The organism is Chryseosolibacter histidinae (genome assembly GCF_018598225.1).
GTDB classification, from domain to species: Bacteria; Bacteroidota; Bacteroidia; order Cytophagales; family Cyclobacteriaceae; genus Chryseosolibacter; species Chryseosolibacter histidini.
In genome coordinates this window covers 24,226-49,697 of sequence record NZ_JAHESF010000006.1, presented here as the reverse complement: position 1 = coordinate 49,697, position 25,472 = coordinate 24,226, and the positions used below count along the sequence as shown (strand labels likewise).

Genomic DNA, 25,472 nt, shown 5'->3' with positions numbered 1-25,472 from the left:
GTTACCAGACTTTCCGAATCGACAGCACGAAGGCGAATGATTCTCCAACCGTTGTCAACTGCCTCATTGTCAACTGTCAATTATTTCTCAGAATATCACCTCCAACTCCAAAACCTTCCCATCGCGTTTTACCTTCGCGGGAACGGTTTGCCCTTTTTCAAATTTTCCGAGGGCGTCCATGTATTGCTGAATATCTTTGATTGGATGATCGCCCAGTTGAATGATCACATCGCCGGTCTTCATTCCCGCTTTGTCTCCGGGGCGTCCTTCTGTAACACCATCAACCTTCAGGCCTTCTACGTCACCGGTATAACTTGGCATGATGCCGAGGGTAACCTTGAACGCAGAACGTCCTGCCTGCATCCTGCTTTTGGTTTTGAGAAAAGTAAGCTTTGGTTCTTTGTCGAGGCTGTTCACGATGTTGGCAATGAGCTTCAGCACTTCAACCTCACCAGCGGCATTGATCTTCTCCCAATCGTCGGAGGGCTTGTGATAATCGCTGTGCGCACCGGTGAAGAAATGGAGCACAGGCAGGTTCTTAAGATAGAACGAAGTGTGATCTGAAGGTCCGGTACCGGAAGAATCGGTTTTGATCTTCAGGTTATCGGTTTCGAGCTTCTTCAGCAACGGCTCCCATACCGGACTTGTTCCGGTTCCATGCACTGTTACGGTTTTTGTCTGCGGATCGAGCCTGCCGATCATATCCATGTTGATCATGTAATTGATTGTAGACAGATCGACAGGCGCGTGGTCTGCAAAATACTTTGACCCGAGCAGTCCGAGCTCTTCACCTGAAAAGCACAGGAAGAGAAAATTGTTACGTTCTTTTTTACCGTTGGACGTGAAATAACGGGCCAGCTCGATCACACCCGCCACACCGGAGGCATTGTCATCGGCTCCGTTGTGGATCTTGTTCTGGGGATTTGCATCCAGCGAGCTCTGTTGGCCATCCGTTCCCAGGTGGTCATAGTGCGCGCCGATGATCACCGTAGTCGATGCTTTGTTATCGAGGTAGCCTACAATGTTCGCCGCAGTTCCGGCCTCGCCTTCGCCGTGCGCGCCGCCCCTGAAGGGAAAGGACTGAAGATACGTGCCATTATCGCCCTTGGGTTGCAGGCCGAGCTTACGGAAGGCTGCCATGACATAGTCCGCGGCTGCCTTTTCGCCCGCGGTACCGGTGCCCCGTCCCTGGAACGAGTCATCCGCCAGCGTTTTGATATGACCTGTGATGGAAGGTGCCTCGAATTCCTGTGCCTGACACCCATACCCCAGGATGGTCAGCAATAAAAAGAAGTGTATTGTTGGTTTCATGAAGCGTAGTAAAGTACCGCAAGATAATACGCGATTGTATTCGTCGATTAATTATATTTAGGAGAAATAATCGCGATATGAAAACAATACTCCTCATCATAATGTCTCTTTCCGTATTGAATCACACTTCCCTGGCGCAATCGCAGGATGAAAAAGAAGTTGCCGCAGCCGTTGAAAGCCTGCGTAAGGCCATGATCGACGCGTCTGAAAGCTCCCTGAAAGACCTTACCAGCGATGCGCTCAGCTATGGGCACTCCAGCGGGATGGTAGAAGACAAGGCGGGCTTCATCGGAAGGTTGCTCAGCGGAGAATCCGATTTCAAGACCATCACCCTCAGCGACCAAACCATCAAGATCAACAATAATGTCGCCATCGTCAGACACCGGCTCGTGGCAGAGACCTCCGACAATGGCAAACCTGGCAATCCTAACCTCAGTGTTCTGCTCGTATGGCAGAAGGACAAAGGTAAATGGAAACTGGTGGCAAGACAGGCCGTTAAGAACCAGTAGCGATCTACGATTTCAGATTTACGATCTCAGCTTTGTGCACCTCATCGTAAATTGCAGATCGTAAATCGTACATTCTCTTACAACTCGTTTCTTACTCCTTTTTAACTACAAAGGCCTTATTCGGGTTAACTGTACGTTACCGGGTCATCAATTTGTGCCAAAACATCAGCTGTTCCGTTGGGGCTCGTTGTTTTTTAGTTTCTTTGACGCACAAACCTTACTAACACCAATTAAACTAATGAAAAAACTCAACGTTAAAGTTGCAGCGTGCGCCATGCTCATGCTTCTCTCGTGTACTGTTTTCGCTCAGAAGAAGATCGCGCTGGTAACATTCTACAGCGATAAGAAGATCGGCGGTACCGGTCTCGGAACAGCAGCAGAGTCACTCATCAATGATCCAAGCTTCAACCTGAAGCCCCTTGTTGACAAATCGTATGAGCGTTTTGTGAATGACTTTGCGAAGGATTTTCCTTTCCAGCTGATGGACAACAACGAGATCATCAGCAACGAAGAATACAAGAACTACCATTCGAAATTCCTCGTGGACACCACAAAAGGATTCAACAAGATGGCGGGCATCCAGTATGTAACCGCTAAAGATCTTATCTACGCCTACGGTGACAACCCGGGTTTTGTGAAAGAAGAGAACCGCGATCAGTGTAACTTCCTGAAGATGTTCCCTACAGCAGACGGTACGTTGTTCGTTACCATGGACTATGAGTTCGAATCACGTCTCATGGGCCTGGGCGCCGGTATCACCGCTTACCTGAACATGTTCATGTACGACAAGAAGTGTGACAAGGTATTCAGGATCAGGGAATACGGAAAATCAAAAGGCAAAGTGGCTGCCGTGGCCGGGATACCTGTAATGGACCCGAAGAAGATCCAGCCTTTGTGCGAAGACGCTACTGAAGTTCTGTTCGAAGAGCTGAAGGGCAAGCTTGGAAAGATCGTGAAAAAGTCTGCCAAGAACCTGTAAGCGATCTGGAAGATCATTTTATAAACCCGGCCCTGTGAATGCAGGGCCGGGTTTGTTTTTTTACCGTTCGATCACCCGCCGCTTTTGAAGAGAATGAGATATATTCGTTGAATTAAATCATTTTGACTTATGCAGGAACTGAAAAATAAAGTTGCCCTGATCACCGGTGGGAGCAAGGGCATAGGCTTTGGCGTTGCAGAAGCGCTGATGCAACAGGGTATGCGGGTGGCCATCACCAGCCGGTCACAACAGGCAGCAGACCAGGCCGTGGCGCTGCTGAGCAAAACCGGAAAAGGAGAAGCGCTCGGCATAGCAGCTGATGTACGCAACGGCGAAGCGCAGCAAAAAGCGGCAGACCTCGTAGTAAGCAAATGGGGTAGTGTGGATGTGCTCATCGCCAACGCCGGCCTGGGATACTTCGGCTCCATTGAAACGCTGACCACCGCCGACTGGAACGAGACCATCGACACAAACCTTACCGGCGTTTTTCATAGTGTGAAGGCATGCCTGCCGGCGCTGAAAAAGTCAAAAGGTTATATCATTACCATGGCGAGCCTGGCGGGAACGAATTTCTTTGCAGGAGGCTCTGCCTACAACGCCAGCAAGTTCGGGCTGGTGGGCTTCACACAAGCGATCATGCTCGACCTGAGAAATCACGGTATCAAAGTCACCACCATTATGCCTGGTTCGGTTGCCACACATTTCAACAACAACCAGCCATCGCCCGAAGACGCCTGGAAGATCCAGCCGGAAGATCTTGGTCAGATAGTGGTAGACCTGCTGAAGATGAATCCCAGAACGTTGCCGAGCAAAATCGAAGTTCGTCCGAGCTTGCCACCTCATCCCTAGCCCTTCTCCTGGGAGGAGAAGGAATAAAGTCCCTCTCCTATAAGGAAAGGGACTTAGGGTGAGGTTGGCACAACATTTTGACTTCTTGCCCTAAACTGATTTTATGCGCTGGATCGGAAGGCAGGGTAGCGGCAACGTTCAGGACCGCAGGGGAATGGGAGGCAAGATCGCATTGGGCGGTGGCGTGGGAGGTATCATCGTGATCATCCTCAGCTTGTTGTTTGGCAACAATCCGCTCGAGACACTCAATGTTGAGAATGCTCCGAGGCAAACCTCTGCAGCCGAAGACGAGCAGGCAAAATTTGTTTCTGTTGTTTTAAAGGATACGGAAGACGTCTGGAACAAGCTCTTCTCCGAAAAGTTCGGAGGCCCTTATCAGGAACCGACGCTGGTGCTGTTCTCCGGCAGCGACCAGTCCGGGTGTGGTTTTGCAAACGCAGCAACAGGCCCTTTCTATTGCCCGCTCGATAAATCGGTATATATCGACCTCAGCTTCTATGACGAGCTGGGCAGTCGCTTCGGTGCATCAGGTGATTTTGCCATGGCTTATGTGGTAGCCCATGAAGTAGGCCATCACGTTCAGAACCTGCTGGGCACTTCCGGCAAAGTACAGGAAGCCAGGCAACGCATGAGCGAAGAAGCAGCCAACAGGCTCTCCGTAGCGCTCGAGCTTCAGGCCGATTTTTATGCCGGCGTCTGGGCGCATCACGCGCAGCAAATGAACAACATCCTGGAACCAGGAGATATCGAAGAAGCGCTCACGGCCGCCAACGCGATCGGCGACGACCGCCTGCAAATGCAATCGCAGGGATACGTAGTTCCCGATGCCTTCACTCACGGAACCTCCGAACAACGCATGCACTGGTTCAAAAAAGGATTTGAAACAGGCGATGTGAAGCAGGGGGATACTTTTGCAGAACTGCAATAGTTACCGGTTACCGGTTGCCAGTTACCGGTTTCGTACAGTGCATAAATACTTATTGTTTTCTTCATCACTTGAGGCGCACCAAAAAGTGTGGCGTAGCGATTCTTAACCGGCCACCCGGAAACCGGTAACTGGCAACCAAAGAAAAAGGCACAACCCACATGAAGTGAATTGTGCCAGGACTCGACTCGGGGAAAGGAAGTGTTATTATCTCATATCTCCAATCTCATATCTCACGTCTACCCAACTACACGAACTGATAGGTCACATCGATAGCGGGTTCCTGTCTTTTTATATTTTCGGGCGCATAGATCCCGCAGGCTTCAAAGTAGAGGCTGAACGATTTCTCGTTCGGGTCATATTCAACATCCTCCAGGCGAATGCGTTCATCTTTGGCGATGTCGCGTTTCAGCTTCAGGTTGTTGGAGATCAGCACCGGTAAGCCAGGGCTGCTCATGTTATCTTCCATGTTCTCGATCAGGCCGTAGCAGTGGCTGCCACCTTTGCCATCCAGCACATCACCTTTTTTCAGATCGTGTTTCGCGTAAGCAAACACATTGGTCTTCATGCCATGGGCGGGCTGAAGGCGGGCCGTGTTTTCGAGATAGGCTTCGGCCACACATTGCATGGCTTCGATATGACCGAGGTAATAGGGGCGATAGAAGAGGTAGTAGGGACCGGGGCCGATGTCGGGCGGGAACCAACCCAGCGTGGCCTGCTGAAACTTGTCGTTGGTATGCCCGATGACAAAGACACCACCTTTGGGCTCGACACCCAGCATGTAATCTACAAGCGGACGTTTTCCATCCCAGAGCTTATCGAAGTCATACTGCTTGAACACATCGTGAATGCTGCAGCCGCGCTGACCGATCATACCGGGTACGGCAGTTCTTCCATTGATGGCATTGGCCAGCACCGCCATTTCCACGCACAGCTTTGTTCCATCGGCAAAGTAAGAGCACATGCTATGGTCGAGGCCGCGCATGTCGGCTTCAAAAGCGATCTTGTCGGGAGTGGAGTAGCGGTCCTGGAAATTCTTGATGTTGCCAGCCATCACAAGGTCGAAGCCGCAAAGCTTGATCTCGTCAACCAGTTTTTTTATCGCGGTCGGTTTATCGCCATCGGCACAGGTATACACCACACCTTCGTCCTGGGCAGCACGAAGCAGGAGCGGACCATACATCAGGTCTGCTTCGAAGTTCATCATCACCACATGCTGATGGTTGCTGATGGCCCTCATGGCGTGTACAGCTCCCTGCAGCACAGCGTTTGAAGATTCGATCATTACATGCACCAGGTTACTGGAAGCCAGCAGCTCTCCGTTGTCAGTGATGGCAAGCCTGCCGCGCTGGATGGCGTAGTTCAGGTCAGCAACCGTATCTACAATATCATATTCAAGTTGCAGCCACCGGGCGCAGTCAATGGCACGTTTGATGTGAATATCGGCAATGGCCACGGGACTCATGCCCGGCGTTGCGTGGATCTGGTAAACAAGGCCTTTTCCCATCGAGCCAATGCCGATCACGGCCACCCTGATGTCTTTGTCGAGCGACATGAGCCTTTGTTTCAGATTCATCATTTGATTCATAAATGCGGATTCAGGTTTTGGGTTATCAAAAGTGGGTTAGAAAAAGATATAGCCGTTTTCAATTGTGGAGCGTAAAAAATTCATGCCTGCTTTCGGCGATAAATGGTTTTTTACAGCGACGAGCCTGCAAAACCGGAAGATGAATACAAAAAAAGGCCAATTCAGGAGGGAAGCGGGCGTAACCGCGAAAGGCATTACCGGCACTCCTTCCGGGGGAGCGGGTGGAGTGTGGAAAAATGTAAGCAGCTGTAAAAATTAAAAAACCACCCTGATTGCTCAGGATGGCTTTTAGTTTAGGTTAAGGAAGTGTTATTATTTGAGCGATTTAATAAGGTCTTCGTTCATGGTTTGGTAGTCCTTGTTCTTAGCTTCTTTGGCGGCATTCAATGATGCTGTGGCCGTCTCGCTTGCACCTTTCTTATCGCCCAGTGCTTTCTGGATCTTGGCTTTTTGGTGCAGCATCCAGAAGGCAGTAGGGTTGCTTTCCAGTGCCAGGTTCACCCACTCCAATGCTTTCTTCAGGTCTTTGCCGTTCTCAAGATAATAAACAGCAGCCTGGAAATAATTATTAGGGTTAACTTTTGTACCGGCGTCTGCTTTTGTATTGGCTTCGATAGACGCCATTACTTTGGCATCGTACTCGGCAGAAATCGTAAAGGGTACAGCCGTGTTTTCCCACATCAGCCTTACCACACCGCTCTTGTTGTCGGCAGCGATATCGTCGATGCTGATGGTGAAGGTCTCAACTTTCTTGGCGAGCTTTTCAGACTTTACCTTGAAGTTAGCAGCTTCCTGGGTTTTGTCATAGGCATTGGTATTGCCACCCAGCTTAAGGTCTTTATAGAGGGATACTGTCCACTCCGTAGCACCAGGCCAGGTGAAGATCAGGTATTCGCCTTTGGGCACAGCGATGCCTTCAACTTTTACATCGTCAGAGAAGCTGATCTTGGTACCGCTGTTTGCGCCGGTTCTCCAGATCGTTCCGTGCGGATACATAACATCCTTGGCACCGAAGATCTTTCTTCCTTTCAAACGCGGCCTGAAATAGTCGATTTTCACATCGGTCAATCCTATCGTGCTAGATACTGAGCCAGCAGGACTGGCGGAAGGTGTCTGCACTTGTGCTTCAGCAACCAGGCACATGACGGCCAACACAACAATCAGCAAAGATTTTTTCATGGTGGAATTTATTTGTTAGTTCGTTTATTGAATGAGGCGTCAAATTTATAAAATCTTTTGAGAACAGAAATCGAGTGCATGAAGTTAAATGAGGATTTTTACCAGGGAAAGGATGTAGTTAAGATTGCCCGAAATCTGCTTGGAAAGGGCCTTTTTACGAACCTGGATGGGGTGGTCACGGGAGGTATCATCGTGGAGACGGAAGCGTATTCCTGGAAGGAGCGGGGCTCGCACGCCTATGGGGCACGCAAGACCAACCGCAATGCTGTGATGTTTGAAAAAGGAAGCCTTACCTATGTCTACCTGTGTTATGGCATCCACTATCTTTTTAACGTTGTTACCAATGTAACAGGCACCGCAGACGCCGTGCTGATCCGTGCCCTGGAGCCGCTCACAGGCGTTGAAGAAATGAAGCTGAGAAGGGGCAGGCTGGCCAATCCTTATCATCTTACCTCCGGCCCGGGCAAATTATCCAGGGCCCTGGGCATTGACCGAAGCTTCAATGGAAAATCCTTGCTGGAAGACGAAGTTTGGATCGAAGATCTTGGCAAAAAGATTGCAAAGAAAGATATTGAAGCAAGTCCCAGGATCGGGATCGACTATGCGGGCGAAGATGCACAACTTCCCTGGCGTTTCACTGTAAAAGGAAACCGCTGGGTGAGCCGGTGATCTCCGCCTGGCAGACGAGGAGTTGAGTTATATTTATAAGTTAATTGTTGTCAATGCGTTTATTGTTCATACCGGCGCTTGTACTGGCTTGCGAGCTCCTGGCCGCGCAGCCATCACCCGATAATTCTTTTCAGCTGGTTAATTCCCCCTACGACGAGCAAAACCCCACGATCAGTCCTGACGGCAGAACCCTGTTCTTTACCATCGGCAATCACCCCGATAACATCGGTGGTAAAAAGGACCCGGGCGATATCTGGATCTCCCAGTGGACGGGCAATCAGTGGTCGGCACCCGTTCATGGCGGGCGCCTGCTGAACGACCGCGCCTATAATGCCGTGGCCGGTATTTCAGCCGACGGCGAGCAGCTGTTTCTCCACGGCCATTATGATCCTTCCGGCAACACCGCCAGGTCACAGGGCATATCCATCGCTACGCGGGAGGGTGATACGTGGTCGCGGCCCGTGAATGTGTCCATTACATATTTCCAGAACAAGTCGAGCATGTCATGCGGCACGGTCTCGCCCGATGGCTCCGTTTTTGTTTTTTCGGCAGAGACTTACGGTACCCATGGCGTTGACGACCTTTATGTGAGTCTCAAAACCAATGGCAAATGGTCTGAGCCAAAGAATCTGGGCCCCGTGATCAACACCCAGTTCCAGGAGCTCAGCCCGAGCATCAGCGCCGACCTGAAAACACTTTACTTCTCAAGCAATGGGAGGAAAGGCAACGGCAGCTTCGATGTTTACTCCGCCACACGCCTCGACGACACATGGACAAACTGGTCTGCACCCGTGAACCTGGGACCGGGTGTGAACTCGGAAGGCCGTGAGCTGTATTTCAAGCTCACCCCTGAAGATGATGGTACCGCCATGTTCACCAGCACCCACAACAGCAATGGCTATGGCAATCTGATGCTCTACCGGACCAGCAACCCCGTGAAAAAGGATACGGTGCCACTGGCTTCCCTGCCCGAAGACACCACGGTGACGCTGGTGGAAATGAAACCAGATACAGCCACCGCTGCCCCGCTGCCGGATAACCTTGACAAATCGGTAAAGGTTTATGGCAAGGTCACCAATTCGAAAACCGGCGAGCCCATCCAGGCAACCATCGCCTTCGCAGGTCCCGCGTTGCCTGTGACAGCAACCTCATCGGCAGAAGGATACAACATCCTGGTGCCAGCAGCGCAGCAGTACAATGTGACCATCGAAGCACAAGGATTCATCAGCACCATGGAGAACCTCGACATCAACGCCTACGAGATGCGCGAGCTGGAGATGAACTTCACGCTGCAACCCGTGGAAATAGGCACCACGGTAAACCTCAAGAATGTGCTGTTCGCCCAGACAAAGTCAGACATCCTTCCGGAATCGTACCGGGAGCTCGACCTGGTGGTGACCTTTTTGCAATCAAACCCCAACGTGCGGATCGAGCTGGCAGGCCACACGGATAACCGCGGCATCCATACCGACAACATCAAACTTTCGCAGCAGCGTGTTAACAAAGTGAAAGAGTACCTCGTGTCAAAAGGAGTGGATCCCAAACGCATTTCCGGTAAAGGCTACGGCGGTACCAAACCCATCGCCAGCAACGACACGGAACAATCGCGCAAGATGAATAGGAGGGTGGAGTTTACGATTAAAAAGTTTTGAAATGGTTACCGGTTGCCAATTGCCTGTTACCGGTTTAGAGACAGCGTTGAATTTCGAGAGCGGTGGACCGGATTTCCAAAGCGCTTCAACGAATCGAAGTAAACTCGTGAAAGTTTTCTCTCCTAACTGGCAACTAAAACACATTCTTCCCCAACACCTTCATCACATCATTCTTATAATTCCTGCCGATGGGAACGTGGAACTTGCCGATCTCTACGTCCGTGGCTGAATAGGCGTCGATCTTTTCGCGGTTTACAATGAACGACCGGTGGATGCGGATGAACTGTTCGCGGGGTAAACTTTCTTCGAGGTAGCTGATCTTTTGTTGTGTGATGATCTCCCGCTCTGGTGTACGCACCTTCACGTAGTCTTTGATGCTCTCGATGTAGAGTATATCCGCCATGCGTGTCTTTACCATTTTCTTGTCCACCTTGAAGTAGACATAATCCTCGTCAACCTTTGCTTGTGGTTGGCTGGCGGACGCGGCCGGCTGATGCAGTACTTTGGCCACGGCCTTGAGGAACCGTTCGAACGGAATAGGCTTCAGCAGGTAGTCTGCCACCTCCAGATCGAAACCTTCGATGGCGTAATCGCGGAAAGCGGTTGTAAAGATCACCTTCGGGGGATTCCTGAGCGTTTTCAGGAAATCGATGCCCGACAGCTTCGGCATCTGGATGTCGAGGAAGATCAGGTCAACAGTATGCTGTTGCAGAAAGGTAAACGCAGAGACCGCGTTCCGGAAGGTGCCTGCAAGCTCGAGCTGCTCCACCTTGGCCACATAAGCTTCGAGGATCTCGATCGCCAGGGGCTCGTCATCTACAATGATACACTTCATAAGAAAAATGATTCGTTCTCTTAGATCCTTATCGATAAAATGACCAGGAAGGTTTCAGCGCCGTTCATGATCTTCAGCTCGTGTTTCGAGGGGTACAGCAGGTCGAGCCTGCGCTTTACGTTCTGGATACCGATGCCTTCTTCGCGCACATGACCGTTGTCGCCCGCTTTGCTGTTCTCCACCTTGATCACCACATGGTCGGGGTGCGAGTCGATGGTCACTTTCACCCACGACTGCTGAAGGTCTTCGCTGGCACCGTGTTTGAAACAGTTCTCCACGAAGGGCAGAATAATAAGCGGGGCGATCGTCTGGTCGGCCACATCGCCCGTAACCCTGATGTCGATATCGAGCTTGTCGCCATAACGCATCTTTTCAATATCTGCATAATTGCGGATGAACTTCACCTCCTTGCTCAGCGGAACCTCATCACTTTTGCATTCGTAGAGCATGTAGTTGATGAGCTCCGACAGCTTCAGCACCGTTTCGGGCGCTTTGTCTGATTTCTTCAGCGTGAGCGCATACAGGTTGTTCAGGGTGTTGAACAGGAAGTGCGGGTGGATCTGTGTTTTCAGGAATTTCAACTCGGCCTGCAGCTTCTCCTGCTTCAGGATCTGCTGCGCTTTCTGGTTGGTATACCAGTATTTCAGCAGCTTGATGGCAACGGCGGTAAAGGTTACCGGATACATGCCCGCGAATGTTTTGATGATCTTCGGAAAATAGAAGAACGGATCCCTCAGCGCTTCGGGGTAATAGATCGGATAAATGTAGGTATAGGCGATATACCGCTGAACAACGCCGGTAACAAAAGATGCCAGCAGGAACCACAGAAAGAAGGTCATGTATTGCCCTGGCAGCAGGAACCTGGGAAGCAACAGGTAGAGTGTGAAATAGGTAAGCACCATCTTCACCGGCATGTACACAAGCTCTTCGGTGAAGGTCTGTGCATAGTTCTCCATGAAACTTCCGTACAGCGTTCCATAAAAAACCAGGTGCGCCAGCCAGAACAGCCCATGCTGCAGCACACGGTTACGGAAGATCCAATCTGATTTTTGTTTCACAGCTCCTTGATTCTACTTGTGCGAACAGCCCGCACGCATTGAAAATTCCTGTAAAAATAACCGATTATCGCCGATGTCGGTGATCATCCACCCCGATTACCTTTCCGGAAGGACGGAATACAGGTTGCCGGTTACCAGTTGCCAGTTGCCGGTTAGGATGAGTGCTATAAAGAAGAACGTGCAATGATCTCAAGCGCAAAATTAAATCGAAGTTCAGTTCTGAAAGCTTCACCTCACTTAACTGGCTATCCGGAAACCGGCAACTGGCAACCTTTCAAAACCCGTCTGCCGCATCATCACCTCTCGGATCGGCGCCGGCTTCGAGCTTGCCGTTGGGCAGCACCAGGATGGCGTCTACGCGGCCGATGCCTCCCTGGTAAAAGCCGTCGAACTTGTGCCCCATACGCACCAATGCGAGGCTGTCTTCTACCAGCAATGCACCCTTCTCATTATAGATCACGTCGGGTACCCACTGGCTGTGGATGCGCCTGGCCGATACTGCGCGCTGCATGCCCATCTGATGCTCCAGCACGTTGAGGATCGTCTGGAATACCGAAGTGATGATCGTAGAACCACCGGGTGTTCCCACCACCATCACCAGCTTGCCATCTTTTTCGATGATGGTTGGAGTCATGGAGCTGAGCATGCGCTTGCGGGGTTCGATCTTGTTGGCTTCGCCGCCGATGACACCGTACATATTAGGTTGTCCCGGTTTGATGCTGAAGTCATCCATCTCGTCGTTGAGAATAAAACCTGAGCCGGCAACTACTACCGCGGAGCCGAACCAGTCGTTCAACGTGGTGGTCACTGCCACGGCATTGCCATCGGGGTCAACAACGGAGAGGTGTGTGGTCTGTGTCGACTCTTTGACCTGCAATTCTCCGGCCCTCACCGTTCTGCTGGGGGTGACGGCGCTGGCATTGAAAGAGCGCATTCTCTCCTTGACATAAACATCGCTGATCAGCTCCGCAACAGGAACCTTGAAAAAGTCGGGATCGCCCAGGTACGCAGCGCGGTCGGCATACACCCTGCGCTCAGCCTCCGTCATCAGGTGGACGGTGCGTTGTGAATTGTGTCCCCACGAGGCGATCGGAAAATCTTCAACCGATTTGAGCAATTGCACCAATGCAACGCCGCCGCTGGACGGTGGTGCCATGGAGATGATCTTGTATTCTTTATAGGAAGCAACGATGGGCTCGCGCCATACCGGTTTGTAAGCTTTGAGGTCTTCATGCGTAATAAGGCCTTTGCCGCGTTGCATCTCAGCCACAATGTCGTCAGCGGTTTTGCCTTCATAAAATCCAGCCGCACCCAGATCACGGATGCGCTCGAGTGTATGCCCCAGGTCTGTCCAGAAGATGCTGTCGCCTTCTTTCCATTGCTCGCGCATCAGGAACTCGGGCGCGACGGTGCTGTACTTGCGGAGGGTATCTTGCACGTCGGTCAGCGACTCGGCCTGTTCACGCGTCAGTATAAATCCGTTCAGTGCAAGGTCGATGGCGGGTTGCACAAGCGTTTTCCAGGGCAGTTTTCCATACCTGGCGTGCGATTCCGCCATGCCTGCTACAGAACCTGGAACACCTGAAGAGTGATGTCCCTTTTCGCTCAGTCCGCGGATGGGAAAACCCTGATCGTCCAGGTACATTCCTGTGGTGGCAGCGGCTGGCGCCATCTCACGATAATCGAGCGTTGCGATCTTTCCATCCTTCTGCCGCAACACCATAAATCCACCGCCACCAATGTTACCTGCCGCAGGGAAAACAACCGCCAGGGCAAACTGGGTAGCAATGGCAGCATCTACAGCGTTACCGCCTTGGCGTAAAATGTCTGCGCCTACTTTCGAGGCCAACGGATGTGCCGAAACCACCATGGCTGAATCGGTGATCAGCCCTGTTCTGGTTTCTTCGGGCAGGGAAGATTTACAGGCAACTACAACAACGGCAAGTAAAAGCGGAAAAATGCGTTTTAACATTCTGAACATTGGTTAAGTCGGCGCAAAAGTATTAATTCAAGTCCAAAACTTTACACGAATAAATGAGCCTGAGGAAAGAAAAAGCTGCCAGACTTAAAGTTCAGGTGTTGGAACACACACTCAAGCTGATCGGCAAAAAAGCGTTCGACGACATTTATGTGGAAGACATCTGCGAGAAAGTGAAGATCTCCAAGGTCACGTTTTTCAAATATTTCCCGCAAAAGGAAGACGTGCTGTTATACCACTTCCGGATCTGGTGTCTCGGCCGCTCGGTTGAGCTGAAGCAGAAACCGAAAGAAGGCATGCAGGGTGTATACTTCCTGCTCGACAAGCTCAGCGAAGAGTGTGAAAATCACCCCGGCCTCATGCTCAGCCTCATCGGTTATCTTTCTGATTTCAAAAGGCCACCAAAACCTTTTCCCGTCAAGCCCGAAGAGAAGAAACTTCTGTTCCCCGATATTGAAGACGTGAGTGGCATCGAGATCCTTTCGCTCGACCAGATGCTGGAAAAATTCACCCTGGATGCCATCATGAAAAAAGAGATCACCAAGACCAGCTCGACCCGCGACATCACCAACCTGTTTAATACTATTTTCCTGGGATCGATCGTCACCGCACACCTGGCACAGCAGAGTCCTCTGAAGTTGTTCTTCCGGAGAAACCTCGACAACCTGATGAAGGGCCTCGGCTAGCTTCTCATTTTCACCACCTTGGTGCGTTTCGTTTTTTTATCTTTTTTCTTGCTGAACCACCAGTGATGGTATTTGGGCTTCACCACCTTGGCCGAATAGCGTGAGCGCTTGCTGCAGGAGGGTAGGAGGAGTACGAAGATGATCAGGTAAAGCGGTATTCTTCTCATGAGAAGCCTTAAAAATAGTATTTTTTGACATATCCGTTCGCAACCGCGTGCCGTCCTGCGTAATTTTATCCTTTTAACTAAATTTGAGCGAAATTATTGCACCGTATAAAGGTCACCAGGCCGTGTTCAACGTATAAACTTCCGCACGCTGGCCCCGGGCCTTTTAAACTATACCCTTTATGATGAAGCGTTGGCATGTATATGTTCTCCTGATCATGATCACCACCGGATCTTTTCCGGCTATCGCACAGAAAGACAAAGACTTCCAGGCCTATGAAGAAGGCATCGCCAGGTTCAAGGCCGGCGACTATGCCACGGTTGTCGATCTCTTTTCATCCATCCTGAACAATCCTGACCACAACAAGCGGTTGAACGAAGACCTCTATTATTACAGGGGGCAATCATACTACCACCAGGGGGAGTACCGGAGCGCGCTGGCTGACCTCGACGAAAGCCTGGTGCTCGATCATTACAACAAAGCCGTTATCCATTGGTATAAAGCACGTTGCCTGGATAAGATCGATAAAAAATCGGAGGCCGCCAGAAGTTATGAGGAGGCGCTCACGGCAGCCGGATCCAACAAGAAAGTGGCAGCACAGATCCTGGCAGACCGCGCCGGGTTCCATACACGCGAAGGCAACAGCACCGCCGCACAGGAAGACCTTGACAAGGCAACATCACTTGACCCGAACAACCCTGCCATCGCGCAAGCAAAGGCCAGCAACACAAAACCCGCTACAAACCGTGCCGCTGGCGAAGAAAAGAAAGGCCCCCAGGTGATCGTGCAGAACAACCAGAAAACACCACCGCAGAACAAGCCCGCACAACCACAGCAGGCAGCGGAACAAGCTCCGGCACAATCAGAAGCGGTGAAGATGATCCCCGCCCTGACAGAGGCCTACAAAGACGAAAAACGTTACGCGCTGGTGATCGGCAACAGCAACTACGCGAAAGAAGTGGGCATACTGAAGAATCCCGTGAACGATGCTACCGATGTGGCTACCGAGCTGAGGAAATCGAACTTTGAGGTGCAGTTGCTCACCAATGCCACCTATGTGCAGCTTCGCGAGGCCATGCGCAAATTCCATGAGAAGCTTACCACGGGTCCCCGCGATCAAACCGTGGGACTCTTTTACTATGCAGGCCACGGTGTGCAGTATCAGGATGAGAATTATCTCGTTCCCGTAGACGCCAACGTGCAGTTCGAGGACGATATTGTGAGAATGTGCTTCCCCGTGCAACGTATGGTGCTGGCCAACATGGAGCGCTCCAACTCACGCATGAACATTGTGATCCTCGACGCCTGCCGCAATAATCCATTCCCTGCAACCTCTCGGTCTGTGGGCTCCGGACTGGCAGAAATGAAACGGGCACGGGGTTCTTTCATAGCCTTTGCTACCGCACCAGGCTCCGTTGCTTCTGATGGTGACGGAAGGAACGGACTTTACACACAGGAATTCCTGAAGGCACTGCGCAAACCGGGGCTCACCATCGAGCAGGTGTTCAAAGAAGTGCGCATGAATGTGCTGCGGTTATCCGGCGACAGGCAATACACGTGGGACAGCTCCAACATCATCGGCGAGTTCTACTTCAAGTTCCAGTAAGCGAATCGCAATCTTTTTTGGTTCCCTTGGGTCTGAAAGCGGGCGGCAGTTTTTGTCCGGTTTCAGGAACAGGATTTTTAGCTGCCGTGTTATAGCAGGGAGATTTCAAATCTCTTTACATTAGATAACCAATTAAGCAAAAAAAATCATGGCCCAAACCACCAACAACATTGGATTGGAAGTAAAAAGTACGCAGCAACTTGCTACACAATTGAACGAGCTGCTTGCCAACTATCAGTTGTTCTACCAGAACGCCCGTGGATTTCACTGGAACATCCGCGGCGATAAATTCTTCGAGCTTCACGCCAAGTTCGAAGAGATCTACACCGATGCGCTGGTGAAGATCGATGAGATAGCCGAACGGATCCTCACACTCGGATATACACCCCTTCATTCGTTCAGCGACTATGTGAAGCATGCCGAGATCAAAGAGATCACGGGCGTCTCGGAAGGAGCGAAGGCCGTTGAGGGGATCCTCGGCGGATTCAAGGTGCTGCTGAGCAAAGAACGCGAGCTGCTGAAATTATCGGAAGATGCTGAGGATGAAGGAACAAACGCGCTCATGAGCGACTATATCCGGGAACAGGAAAAAGCCGTGTGGATGTATTCTTCTTTCCTGGGAAAAAAGTAAAGCCCTTTTTTTAAAATTTTCAGCGATTCTTTTGCATAAAAGGTCGCCAAAGCTATCTTTGCAACCTCAATTCGGAAGCAGCAAGCGGCTTTTAGTCATTTGAAGCTCCGATGGAAAGGTTAGGACCGGTAGTTCAGCTGGTTAGAATGCCGCCCTGTCACGGCGGAGGTCGCGGGTTCGAGTCCCGTCCGGTCCGCAGAAAGCTTCACAGAGATGTGGAGCTTTTTTGTTATTAGAATTGTCAATCGACAAACATTGTGAAGCTTGGTTAGAATGCCGACCTGTCACGGTCCCGGCTCAGCAGGGACGGGTTCGAGTCCCGTCCGCATCAAAAGTTCATCAGCAATGATGAACTTTTTTGTTTTGTAGGCGCCTGTGTATTGCAAATTAAATGACTGATGCACAAGCTACCAATCCCTGTTCTACGCGTAACTTGATCCTTCTTTTTTCTGGATCACATCTCGCCGATCTTTTGAAGATGGCCCGTGGGGGTAATCAGCATCAATTTTGATTTCGCTTCCGGCACGATATATTTCAAACTCATTTGATAAGTCAATTGTACAGCAGGCTCGGACACTACGGGATTGACAACCACATCGTATGGTGTGTACGACACCGCTTCATAGTATTTGGACGGTGACGGTTCTATGGAATGAAGTTTTACACCCTCTATGTCATCTTTTCTCATTGCGTTCAGCGAGGGCCTTGACACGGAGCTATAGCTTCCGTAGCGCGTTTGAGGGAGCACCGTCGCGAAATCGTCATCAAATACCTTTCGCAGTGTGTCCAGCCTGAGGCCCATGCTTTCGAGATATTTTATGCGGACTTTCATCACCTCCAGGCATTGTGTGCGGAGTTGCTCGTAGTGCTTCTTTACATTACTGAGAAAGTAATCCACCTTCACGAGGTCGTAGATCTCTGCTTGGGCTGCGGCAGTCACGATCATATTCAGATCGGAAGCGGTGTGATAGGTTATTGTCACGTTCTTTTGAAGCTCGAATCCATCGGGTACTTCGTTGTAAGTCCTGCTGAAGACCCTTTTTAACGCACGGATGTCGTATCTGGGCACCAAGGAGATCATATCGGTGTGAACGGCCAGCGTATCGCGGCGCTGGCGGCGCAAAGCGGTCTGGAAGCGGTTGATGCGCAAAGACATGAGTGAATCGACACCTGCGGCGGTCTCGCCTACCTGGGTTACGTTAAAGAATGCAACGAAGGTATCGGCTTTGGCGTTGAGCAGACCGCTGATGGTGAGCGTGATCTGACCGTCATTGATCACGGCCCGAGGTTGATGTTCCTCCGGTGCCGTCTGATGATAACGACTATTTCCGGAAGACTGAGAGAACAGCGTGGCGCTCGTGCAGATCAGAAGAACGAATAGCATATATTTCATAGCAGTTGAATTTAATAGAAGTCAATACTAGCAGCTAATTGACGCAATTGCAGCCTAGACTTAGTGAAGCCTCTATTTGACTGAGTGAATAACCACGATATAAAATATGTATCCTCCGGCTTAGGCAAACAAAAGAACTACATATATGTAGATTGACAGAACGGTTAACCTAATGCTGGTCTATGTTGAAAGCTTCACAGAGATGTGTAGCTTTTTTGTTTTTAGGGTTTATCTGATCAAACAAGTTAATGTGTAAAAGAAGAAGCTGACCACTTCACGGGAGACGGTGCGCATATAATTTTTGGGACACTGCTTTTCCAGGCGTACCATGTGGGCTTCCACATACATCACGTGGTTGTCGGTCAGTTTCTGCACCTTCAGTACATTAATGTTTGAAGACGTGATGATGTCGATCACCTTTCCACTGGCATCATCCGATAATACAACGATGTCATTTTTGCGAACTGGCTGCATAGTTGAAGACTTGAGTGTTAACCAAAGCTAACGTTCTACCAGCAGGGATCTTTCAGGAGAATAGTGAAAATCAAAATTACGTGTTGCCCTTAGATGTGTCAGAGATTTTCTGAGATTCTGAATTGCTGTAGAGAAGATGCAGTTACAAAGCGCCCTACGAAAGTGCCATGCGCCTGAATTAAGTACGCAGTAAGCGACCTGGGGATCCTTCGCTCCCGCGTGCGATCGCACCTTCATCTCTCAGGATGACGGGCTTCGATATAAAGTCTTTTTTGCGATTTCTGCGTGAACTGCATTTTCTCACGCTACCTTTCCGAAGATCTCAATATTCAGGCTGTTGATGATCGCCTGGCAGATGTCATCAAAACGCCGCACGTGCTGCGCAAAACTTCCGTCGATATGTGGAGTGCCCAGATCCCTTTCGAGTTCCCTGATCAGGGTGATGAACTCTACATCGTTCAGCATCTCCAATGTGAATTTTATTTTGTGGCTCGCCTTAAGAAAAATATCCGGCTCGTTTTCTTGTACGGCAGCGTAAATCGATTGCCTTAGCTCCTGGACATTGCCAATGACCTGCGTACCAAGCTCCCGCTTGAAGTCCGGATCGCCGTCGGTATAGTGATCGAAATTCAGGTAAAGAGGCCTGAATAAAGCCGTGTTCCTGAAAGAGAATGTATTTTCGAAATTGTTGCCAGACTGTGCAGTCATAAGCGTAAGATTTTACTAGTCAAAAATGATGAGCTGGCGGCAATAAAACCTAAGGATTTGCCTGATTTTGAAAAATCAGGGAATTGCCGGGATGCCTCAGGTTCTTTTTAAAATATCTTTCCGCGACCTTTTTTAGCCTTCACAGACAGGATAAATGGAACTGGAGAAAAAAACTGAACAATGACGCAAATTCAACCGCCAGGATTGTCCATTTTGAAAAAAATATTAGATTTACATAGCCTGGGCGTTGCAATTTTTTACGCGTGGTCGAGAGCTCAACCAGCATCAGGCATGTTGTTAAACCCCCGGGGAACCAATTCCCACAAAAGCCGTAGATTTTTAGTTTTTCAGGATGGATCAAGCATAATGAATCCTCCTGGTGGAATGCTTTTAATACAAGTGGTTTAAGCAATGGATAAACAACCGCACGCCAAAATCAAGGTAGTTATCGTAGATGATCACGGTCTTCTGCGCCAGGGCATAGCTTCTCTGCTGGAAGGAGAGCGCGAAATACAGGTGATCAGCTGCCTTTCAAGTGGAGAGGAGGCCGTAAACCTGCATTCCAGCCTGCAGCCCGACGTTTTCCTGATGGATATCATGATGAAAGGCATGAACGGCATTGAGGCTACCCGCTGGATCAAAGAGCAAAACCCGGTGGTCAAGATCATTCTGATCTCCAGTGAGATCAACAAGGATTTTATCACCGCGGGCATCAAAGCCAAAATTGACGGCTACCTGCTGAAGGATGTAACCAAAGAAGACCTGATAGCAGCCATCCGCAAAGTAGTTGGGGGAGAGCAGGCGTTCAGTGCGGAAGTGACATCGCTGGTATTCCAGGATTTTTACCTCAAAGAAACCGAGGGCAAGGGGCTGCCCACCAAAAAATCCAGCGAGCTTACCAAACGCGAAAATGAGGTGCTGGCCCTGATCGCGCAAGGCAAAAGCCTTAAAGAGATCGCTGACACACTCTTCATCAGTGTAAAAACAGTGGAAACGCACAAGCTTAACATCCAGGACAAGCTCAACCTGTCTAATGTAGCCCAACTGGTGAAATATGCTTTCGAGAACAAGCTCGTTTAGCGCTCCAAGCCAAAAACTGCGGCGGTGCATGCTCCAGTTCACAGTGTCATCAGTACAACGGAAATGCTACTGGCTGCCCGCTTGTTGAAGTCACACGCATGAAACTCAGCAAATCCCTGAGTTTCGTCTAAGAAATTTCCTTACCTCATGCCATCGGTCCGCTTTATCCAGGACCATCTTTTAGATCCACGCCCATCTGCAAATGAATGGAACAGCAGCTGAAGGGTCATTCCCTGATTTATTCAAAATCCGGGTTTTACTGAGCAAATTAAAGGGGATAAGCGTCAGTTTTGTATTTACAGACCAGTACAAGTGTATGCTTAAAACCGACGCGATGTATTCCAGTTCTATCCTCGAGGCCATCACCGGCTGCGTGCATGAAGGCGTGCTGGTGCTCGACCATTCCAACACCATCATCTTTGCCAGCGAGGCGGCGGCAAAATTTTTAGGAACGTTGTCTGCAAAAGCCCTTACGGGGATGCACATCAGCCAGGTATATCCGGAGGTGGAGCAGCGCAAGCTCCTGGCGCTTCTGGGGGAAAGTAACCCCAGTGCGATTCCATTGACCGCGGAGGTCTTACAGGTGGTTCATGCCATCAGGAGTTTCAACGACGGGAGTGAGCCCGTGAAGATCATTACACTTCTCGATAACAACGGGCAGATCAGCAAACGCTGCCAGACGATGGCCGAATACACCCGGAACCTTGAAAAGAGCAATAAAGAGCTCGACCAGTTTGCCTACATCGTTTCTCATGACCTGAAAGCTCCGCTGCGGGCCATCAGCAATCTCTCGCAATGGCTGATGGATGACCTGGGTACCGCCCTGTCAGGTGACAACCTCACCAACCTCAACATGCTCATGGGCCGGGTGAGAAGAATGGAGAGCCTGATCAATGGCATCCTGGAGTACTCGAAGATCGGCAGGGAAAACACACCTGCTGAAATGATCGACGTGTCAGCGCTTGTTGAAGAGGTTGTGGAGATCTTATCGCCACCCGCGCACATCAGGGTGAAAGTCAGTCCGTCCATGCCCACCCTGCACGCGTCGAAGATCCTGATGTTCCAGGTCTTTTCGAACCTGATCAGCAATGCCATGAAGTTCAACGATAAGAAGGAAGGTCTCGTCACCATCGATTCACGCGAGCATGATGACAGTTATGAATTCACTGTTGAAGACAACGGACCGGGTATCCCTGAAGAGTACTATGAAAAGATCTTCGTGATATTCCAAACCCTTCAGTCGCGCGACCGGTTCGAGAGCACTGGCATCGGGCTCACCATCGTGAAACGGATCCTGACAGAAAAGGGGGGCAGCATCAGGGTTGAATCGAAGGTAGGCGAAGGCAGTCGTTTCGTTTTTAACTGGCCCAAAGAAAAAAAGCAAGTTCTCTGATTATACAAAGTGATGATGGATGTTATAAAACTATTGATCATTGACGACGACGATGCAGATAAGATGCATTTCAGGCGGGCCCTTCGAACCTGTGGCTTTAACTATGAACTGGTTGAACAGGACAACGCTGACCAAACCAACAGTGATTTCCTCAATACATTCGACTGTATTTTTCTCGACTACCTGTTGCCCAGCAGCAACGGTTTGTCGCTGCTCAAAAAGATAAGGGATTGTGGCATTAAAACGCCCATTGTCATCATCACCTCACAGGGTAATGAAAGTATTGCCGTGGAGCTCATGAAAGCCGGCGCGTCAGATTACATTGTGAAGAACAACATCAACGGTCACCTGCTGGGGCAAGTGCTGAGGAACATGCTGTACATCAGCAGCATGATCAGGGAAAAAGAGCAGGCTGAACGCGCGCTTCGTGAAAGTGAATCGCGGCTGGCGGAAGCGCAACGCATTGCCAAAATAGGCAACTGGGAGCTCAACGTAGCGCAAAATACGCTCTATTGCTCAGCCGAGACCTATAATATTCTGGAGTTTCCCCAGGACGAAGTTGTGCTGACCAAAGAGAAAGTTTTTGACCTGATCAACCGGAACGACTGGGACCTGATCCACGCATCGCTGCAGAAAGCCCTTGAGGGCAAGCCGTTCAGCGTTGATTTCAGCATCGTTACCCGGTACGGGCTTAAATACACACACTCGCAGGGATATGCTGTGAAGGGAGCCAACGGTGAATTCGAAAGGATCGTTGGCACGCTTCAGGACATCACGGAAAGAAAGCTGGCCGAACAGGAAATATCCAACGCCAGAAAAGAAGCCGAAACGTCTATGAAGGTGAGAGAGGTGTTCCTGGCCAACATGAGTCACGAGATCAGGACTCCCATGAACGCCATCCTTGGATTCACAAGGCTTCTGTACGAGACCAACCCCACCCAGGAGCAGAAAGAGTTTATCGATGCCATCCACTTTTCAGGCGAGAACCTGCTGGTGATCATCAATGACATCCTCGATCTTTCGAAACTGCAGTCGGGCAAAATGTCGATCGAAAAGTTCGAGTTCAACTTGCACGAGCTGATTGCGGGTATCGTAGCCGTAATGCGGCAGAAAGCGCAGGAGAAAGGCATCAGGCTTCTCTCGAACGTTGGCAACCTTGTGCCGCTGGTGATCAAGGGAGATCCTGTTCGGCTGAACCAGATCCTGACCAACCTGCTCTCCAACGCGATCAAGTTCACAGAAAAAGGCACAGTGAAACTGGAAGTTACCGGCGCTGCATCCGAGAACCAGGACATACTGATCGAGTTCAAGATCGCCGACTCAGGCATTGGCATTCCAGTTGAAAAGCAGGCCGTGATCTTCGAAGCTTTCACACAGGCCTCCAGCGATACCACACGCAAGTATGGTGGCACAGGCCTGGGCCTGGCGATTGTCAAGAACCTCGTGGAGCTCCAGGCGGGAACGATCTCCGTTTCCAGCCAGCCCGATTCCGGCTCTACCTTTACGGTTCACCTGCCATTTGAACAGGTAAACACCGGCACTCCGACACCTTCGTCGCTCACACCCGCTCACGCGCTGACCGATGAGCTGACAGGCATTTCGGTGCTCGTGGCGGAAGACAATCCTGTAAACCAGTTGCTCGTGAAAAGGATCCTGGAGAAAGTGGGTTGCAAGATCGATATCGCCAGCAACGGGATGGATGCCATCACCAGGATCAGCACCAAAAGATACGACATGGTACTGATGGATGTGCAGATGCCCGAAATGGATGGTTATGAAGCAACCACGCACATCCGCAATAAATTATCACAGCCTGCGTGTAACGTACCGATCATTGCCATGACTGCACACGCATTCGGCACAGACGCCATCAAATGCATCTCCGCGGGCATGAACGATTATATCTCCAAACCTTTCCAACCGGAAGACCTGTATGGGAAGATCGTCAAACATCTGAACAACAATAACTGGCATGAGGTGAAGGAGCGTCCCGAAAATATCCTGAAGCAAAGTATTGACCTTTCGTCTATGTATGTGCTCGAGAACGGATCGTTTCTTAACGAGCTGGTGAGCGTGTACAGCAAACAAACGCCGGAGCTGATCGAGAAACTTGAAAATCACCTGTGGAGCCACGATTTTGAAGGTATGAGAACGGTGTGTCAGCGCATCAGGTCATTTTACGGTGTGCTGAGACTGCACGTAATGGACAACGCGCTTCAGGAGGTTGGCGTATTGCTGAACGCAGAAGATCCCGATCTGGAGTACGTCAGGATCACAGCCCTGGTAAACAACATCATCCTGCTCATCTCCGCCATCAACGAAGAGGTGAGGCGCAACCTCGGACAAACCGGCTGTGCTGTTATAAGATGAAAGAGTTGATGAAAAGCCTTTCCATCCGGATCAAGATCATCGTTGGCCAGGTGCTGCTGATAGCGTTGGTCTCGGTGTTCATCTACAGTTATTATCCCCGGCAGCAGGAGCAGGAGGCGCTGAAGGCCATCGAGTCGAAGATCAAAAGCATCAGCAATATGTTCTCCATCGGCGTGGGCATCGGCATGGGCGAGACTGATTTCGTAGCCGTGTCCGAAGCGCTGGAGTGGACACAGGGTGACAAGGCTGTGGTATTTGTTTCCGTGATCAACAGCAAAGGCCAAAAGATCGCTGCCTTCAGCGCGCTTGAAAAGGTACCCGAAGAAGAAGTATCGCTACCGGCCAATAACCTGATGGTGACCCTGGGCAACACCATCTACTATAAGACAGACATTGCCTACCAGGGTATGCCGATGGGATCGCTTACTGTTGGCTACTCCCTGCTGCAAACACAGGCGGCCATCAATGCGCTTAAACGTACAACCTTGTATTTCTGCATTGCGCTCTTCGCCTCGGGTGTTGTGCTTTCATTCGTGATCAGCAACATGATCATGGCCAACGTCCGGAAGCTCGACAACGCGGTAAAAGCTATTTCGAGCGGTGATGAGAATGTTTTTGTGGAGGTCACCGGAAACGACGAGATCGGAAAACTGGCGAAGGCCTTCAATCACATGCTGCACCGTCTCGACAAATCGAGGAAGGACCTCGTCAGGTATTCGGAGCAGCTGAAGAAACAGAACGAAGAGCTCAACAGCTTTTCCTACGTGGTCTCGCACGACCTGAAAGCACCGCTGCGCGCCATTTTCAAATTGTCGGAGTGGATCGAAGAAGACCTGGGAAGCAACATCCCGGCTGACACGAAGAAGAACATGCAGATCCTGCGGGGCCGCGTTTTCCGCCTCGAAGCCCTGATCAACGGTTTGCTCGAGTATTCGAAAGTGGGACGTATGAACCTGCCCGTGGAAAAGGTGGATCTGCGAATGATGCTGAAAGAGATCATAGACCTGCTGAACCCGCCGCCACACATCGCGGTGACCATCCACGGGAAAATGCCGGTTTTTGAAACGAAAAAACTGCCTCTTCAGCAGGTATTCATGAACCTTCTTTCCAACGCCGTGAAATACAACGATAAAAGCGAAGGCAGGATCGATCTGTCTGTCTCCGAGATCGGGCACTATTACCGGTTTACGGTGGAAGACAACGGAATGGGTATTGCTCCAAAATACCATGAGAAGGTATTTCAAATTTTTCAAACCCTTCAGTCGAGAGACCAGGTGGAGGGTACCGGCGTAGGGCTATCGATCATTAAAAAAAGTGTGGAAGATATGGGAGGTACGGTGTTGCTCGAGTCGGAAGAGGCAAAAGGAGCGAAGTTCATTTTTACGTGGCCTAAATTCGAAACAGTCAATCAACACTAATACAATTCACAATGGA

At 50.4% G+C, this 25,472-nt stretch carries 23 protein-coding genes and 1 tRNA gene; 14 read left to right on the top strand and 10 right to left on the bottom strand.

Going from position 1 to position 25,472, the window contains the following annotated elements:
* Nucleotides 1–87 precede the first annotated feature (87 nt).
* The gene (locus KK083_RS07835; protein WP_254162214.1) at nucleotides 88–1,311 is read right to left on the bottom strand and encodes a M20/M25/M40 family metallo-hydrolase; all 1,224 of its coding nucleotides are present in this window, start codon (nucleotides 1,309–1,311) and stop codon (nucleotides 88–90) included.
* 77 nt (nucleotides 1,312–1,388) lie between these two features.
* On the opposite strand from KK083_RS07835, the gene KK083_RS07830 reads away from it, so the two are divergent.
* The 4 genes from KK083_RS07830 (at nucleotide 1,389) to ypfJ (ending at nucleotide 4,576) form a co-directional block, all read left to right on the top strand.
* Nucleotides 1,389–1,820, top strand: coding sequence for a nuclear transport factor 2 family protein (locus KK083_RS07830; protein ID WP_254162212.1), 432 nt, complete (start codon nucleotides 1,389–1,391; stop codon nucleotides 1,818–1,820).
* Nucleotides 1,821–2,058: 238 nt separating this feature from the next.
* Entirely contained in the window at nucleotides 2,059–2,799 is a 741-nt protein-coding gene (locus tag KK083_RS07825) for a hypothetical protein (protein ID WP_254162210.1), read from the top strand.
* Nucleotides 2,800–2,928: 129 nt separating this feature from the next.
* Nucleotides 2,929–3,648 (top strand): SDR family oxidoreductase, encoded by a 720-nt coding sequence (locus KK083_RS07820; protein WP_254162209.1) that lies wholly within the window; start codon nucleotides 2,929–2,931, stop codon nucleotides 3,646–3,648.
* 103 nt (nucleotides 3,649–3,751) lie between these two features.
* The gene (ypfJ, locus tag KK083_RS07815) at nucleotides 3,752–4,576 is read left to right on the top strand and encodes a KPN_02809 family neutral zinc metallopeptidase (protein ID WP_254162207.1); all 825 of its coding nucleotides are present in this window, start codon (nucleotides 3,752–3,754) and stop codon (nucleotides 4,574–4,576) included.
* A gap of 244 nt (nucleotides 4,577–4,820) precedes the next feature.
* On the opposite strand, the gene KK083_RS07810 is transcribed toward ypfJ, so the two are convergent.
* Both KK083_RS07810 and KK083_RS07805 read right to left on the bottom strand, forming a co-directional pair.
* Entirely contained in the window at nucleotides 4,821–6,161 is a 1,341-nt protein-coding gene (locus tag KK083_RS07810; protein ID WP_254162205.1) for a homoserine dehydrogenase, read from the bottom strand.
* Between the two features lie 312 nt (nucleotides 6,162–6,473).
* The gene (locus tag KK083_RS07805) at nucleotides 6,474–7,340 is read right to left on the bottom strand and encodes a DUF2911 domain-containing protein (RefSeq protein WP_254162203.1); all 867 of its coding nucleotides are present in this window, start codon (nucleotides 7,338–7,340) and stop codon (nucleotides 6,474–6,476) included.
* A gap of 78 nt (nucleotides 7,341–7,418) precedes the next feature.
* Here KK083_RS07805 and KK083_RS07800 point away from each other — a divergent pair, with 78 nt between their 5' ends.
* Nucleotides 7,419–8,009: a DNA-3-methyladenine glycosylase gene (locus tag KK083_RS07800; RefSeq protein ID WP_254162201.1), complete on the top strand. Its 591-nt coding sequence runs from the start codon at nucleotides 7,419–7,421 to the stop codon at nucleotides 8,007–8,009.
* A gap of 53 nt (nucleotides 8,010–8,062) precedes the next feature.
* A complete protein-coding gene (locus tag KK083_RS07795) occupies nucleotides 8,063–9,661 on the top strand; it encodes an OmpA family protein (RefSeq protein WP_254162199.1) in 1,599 nt (532 codons plus the stop codon).
* A gap of 133 nt (nucleotides 9,662–9,794) precedes the next feature.
* On the opposite strand, the gene KK083_RS07790 is transcribed toward KK083_RS07795, so the two are convergent.
* The 3 genes from KK083_RS07790 to ggt form a co-directional block, all read right to left on the bottom strand.
* Nucleotides 9,795–10,496 (bottom strand): LytR/AlgR family response regulator transcription factor, encoded by a 702-nt coding sequence (locus tag KK083_RS07790; RefSeq protein ID WP_254162197.1) that lies wholly within the window; start codon nucleotides 10,494–10,496, stop codon nucleotides 9,795–9,797.
* Nucleotides 10,497–10,516: 20 nt separating this feature from the next.
* A complete protein-coding gene (locus KK083_RS32640) occupies nucleotides 10,517–11,554 on the bottom strand; it encodes a sensor histidine kinase (protein ID WP_254162195.1) in 1,038 nt (345 codons plus the stop codon).
* A gap of 274 nt (nucleotides 11,555–11,828) precedes the next feature.
* Entirely contained in the window at nucleotides 11,829–13,526 is a 1,698-nt protein-coding gene (gene ggt, locus KK083_RS07780) for a gamma-glutamyltransferase (protein ID WP_317195216.1), read from the bottom strand.
* A 62-nt stretch (nucleotides 13,527–13,588) separates the two neighbouring features.
* Between ggt and KK083_RS07775 the strand changes: the two genes are divergently transcribed.
* Nucleotides 13,589–14,218, top strand: a complete 630-nt coding sequence (locus tag KK083_RS07775) for a TetR/AcrR family transcriptional regulator (RefSeq protein WP_254162191.1) — start codon at nucleotides 13,589–13,591, stop codon at nucleotides 14,216–14,218.
* On the opposite strand, the gene KK083_RS07770 is transcribed toward KK083_RS07775, so the two are convergent.
* Nucleotides 14,215–14,385 carry a hypothetical protein gene (locus KK083_RS07770; protein ID WP_254162189.1) on the bottom strand — a complete coding sequence of 57 codons (171 nt, stop codon included), beginning with the start codon at nucleotides 14,383–14,385 and terminating at the stop codon, nucleotides 14,215–14,217. The genes KK083_RS07775 and KK083_RS07770 overlap by 4 nt on opposite strands.
* A gap of 179 nt (nucleotides 14,386–14,564) precedes the next feature.
* On the opposite strand from KK083_RS07770, the gene KK083_RS07765 reads away from it, so the two are divergent.
* The 3 genes from KK083_RS07765 (at nucleotide 14,565) to KK083_RS07755 (ending at nucleotide 16,816) form a co-directional block, all read left to right on the top strand.
* Nucleotides 14,565–15,989: a caspase family protein gene (locus KK083_RS07765; RefSeq protein ID WP_254162187.1), complete on the top strand. Its 1,425-nt coding sequence runs from the start codon at nucleotides 14,565–14,567 to the stop codon at nucleotides 15,987–15,989.
* A gap of 148 nt (nucleotides 15,990–16,137) precedes the next feature.
* Complete coding sequence (locus KK083_RS07760; protein WP_254162185.1) at nucleotides 16,138–16,620, top strand: Dps family protein; 483 nt, start codon at nucleotides 16,138–16,140, stop codon at nucleotides 16,618–16,620.
* Nucleotides 16,621–16,742: 122 nt separating this feature from the next.
* Nucleotides 16,743–16,816, top strand: a tRNA-Asp gene (locus tag KK083_RS07755).
* A 258-nt stretch (nucleotides 16,817–17,074) separates the two neighbouring features.
* Here KK083_RS07755 and KK083_RS07750 read toward each other — a convergent pair.
* From KK083_RS07750 to KK083_RS07740, 3 genes are all read right to left on the bottom strand, one after another.
* The gene (locus KK083_RS07750; protein ID WP_254162183.1) at nucleotides 17,075–18,013 is read right to left on the bottom strand and encodes an SIMPL domain-containing protein; all 939 of its coding nucleotides are present in this window, start codon (nucleotides 18,011–18,013) and stop codon (nucleotides 17,075–17,077) included.
* Nucleotides 18,014–18,241: 228 nt separating this feature from the next.
* Nucleotides 18,242–18,487, bottom strand: a complete 246-nt coding sequence (locus tag KK083_RS07745; protein WP_254162181.1) for a hypothetical protein — start codon at nucleotides 18,485–18,487, stop codon at nucleotides 18,242–18,244.
* 300 nt (nucleotides 18,488–18,787) lie between these two features.
* A complete protein-coding gene (locus tag KK083_RS07740) occupies nucleotides 18,788–19,195 on the bottom strand; it encodes a hypothetical protein (protein WP_254162179.1) in 408 nt (135 codons plus the stop codon).
* A 411-nt stretch (nucleotides 19,196–19,606) separates the two neighbouring features.
* On the opposite strand from KK083_RS07740, the gene KK083_RS07735 reads away from it, so the two are divergent.
* The 4 genes from KK083_RS07735 (at nucleotide 19,607) to KK083_RS07720 (ending at nucleotide 25,456) form a co-directional block, all read left to right on the top strand.
* Entirely contained in the window at nucleotides 19,607–20,275 is a 669-nt protein-coding gene (locus KK083_RS07735) for a response regulator transcription factor (protein ID WP_254162177.1), read from the top strand.
* A gap of 334 nt (nucleotides 20,276–20,609) precedes the next feature.
* Nucleotides 20,610–21,668 (top strand): sensor histidine kinase, encoded by a 1,059-nt coding sequence (locus tag KK083_RS07730; RefSeq protein ID WP_254162175.1) that lies wholly within the window; start codon nucleotides 20,610–20,612, stop codon nucleotides 21,666–21,668.
* A gap of 12 nt (nucleotides 21,669–21,680) precedes the next feature.
* On the top strand, nucleotides 21,681–24,038 hold the full coding sequence (locus KK083_RS07725; RefSeq protein WP_254162173.1) for a response regulator: 2,358 nt from the start codon (nucleotides 21,681–21,683) through the stop codon (nucleotides 24,036–24,038).
* Nucleotides 24,035–25,456: a sensor histidine kinase gene (locus KK083_RS07720; RefSeq protein WP_254162171.1), complete on the top strand. Its 1,422-nt coding sequence runs from the start codon at nucleotides 24,035–24,037 to the stop codon at nucleotides 25,454–25,456. Before KK083_RS07725 ends, KK083_RS07720 begins: the two co-directional genes overlap by 4 nt.
* The last annotated feature ends 16 nt before the right edge of the window (nucleotides 25,457–25,472 follow it).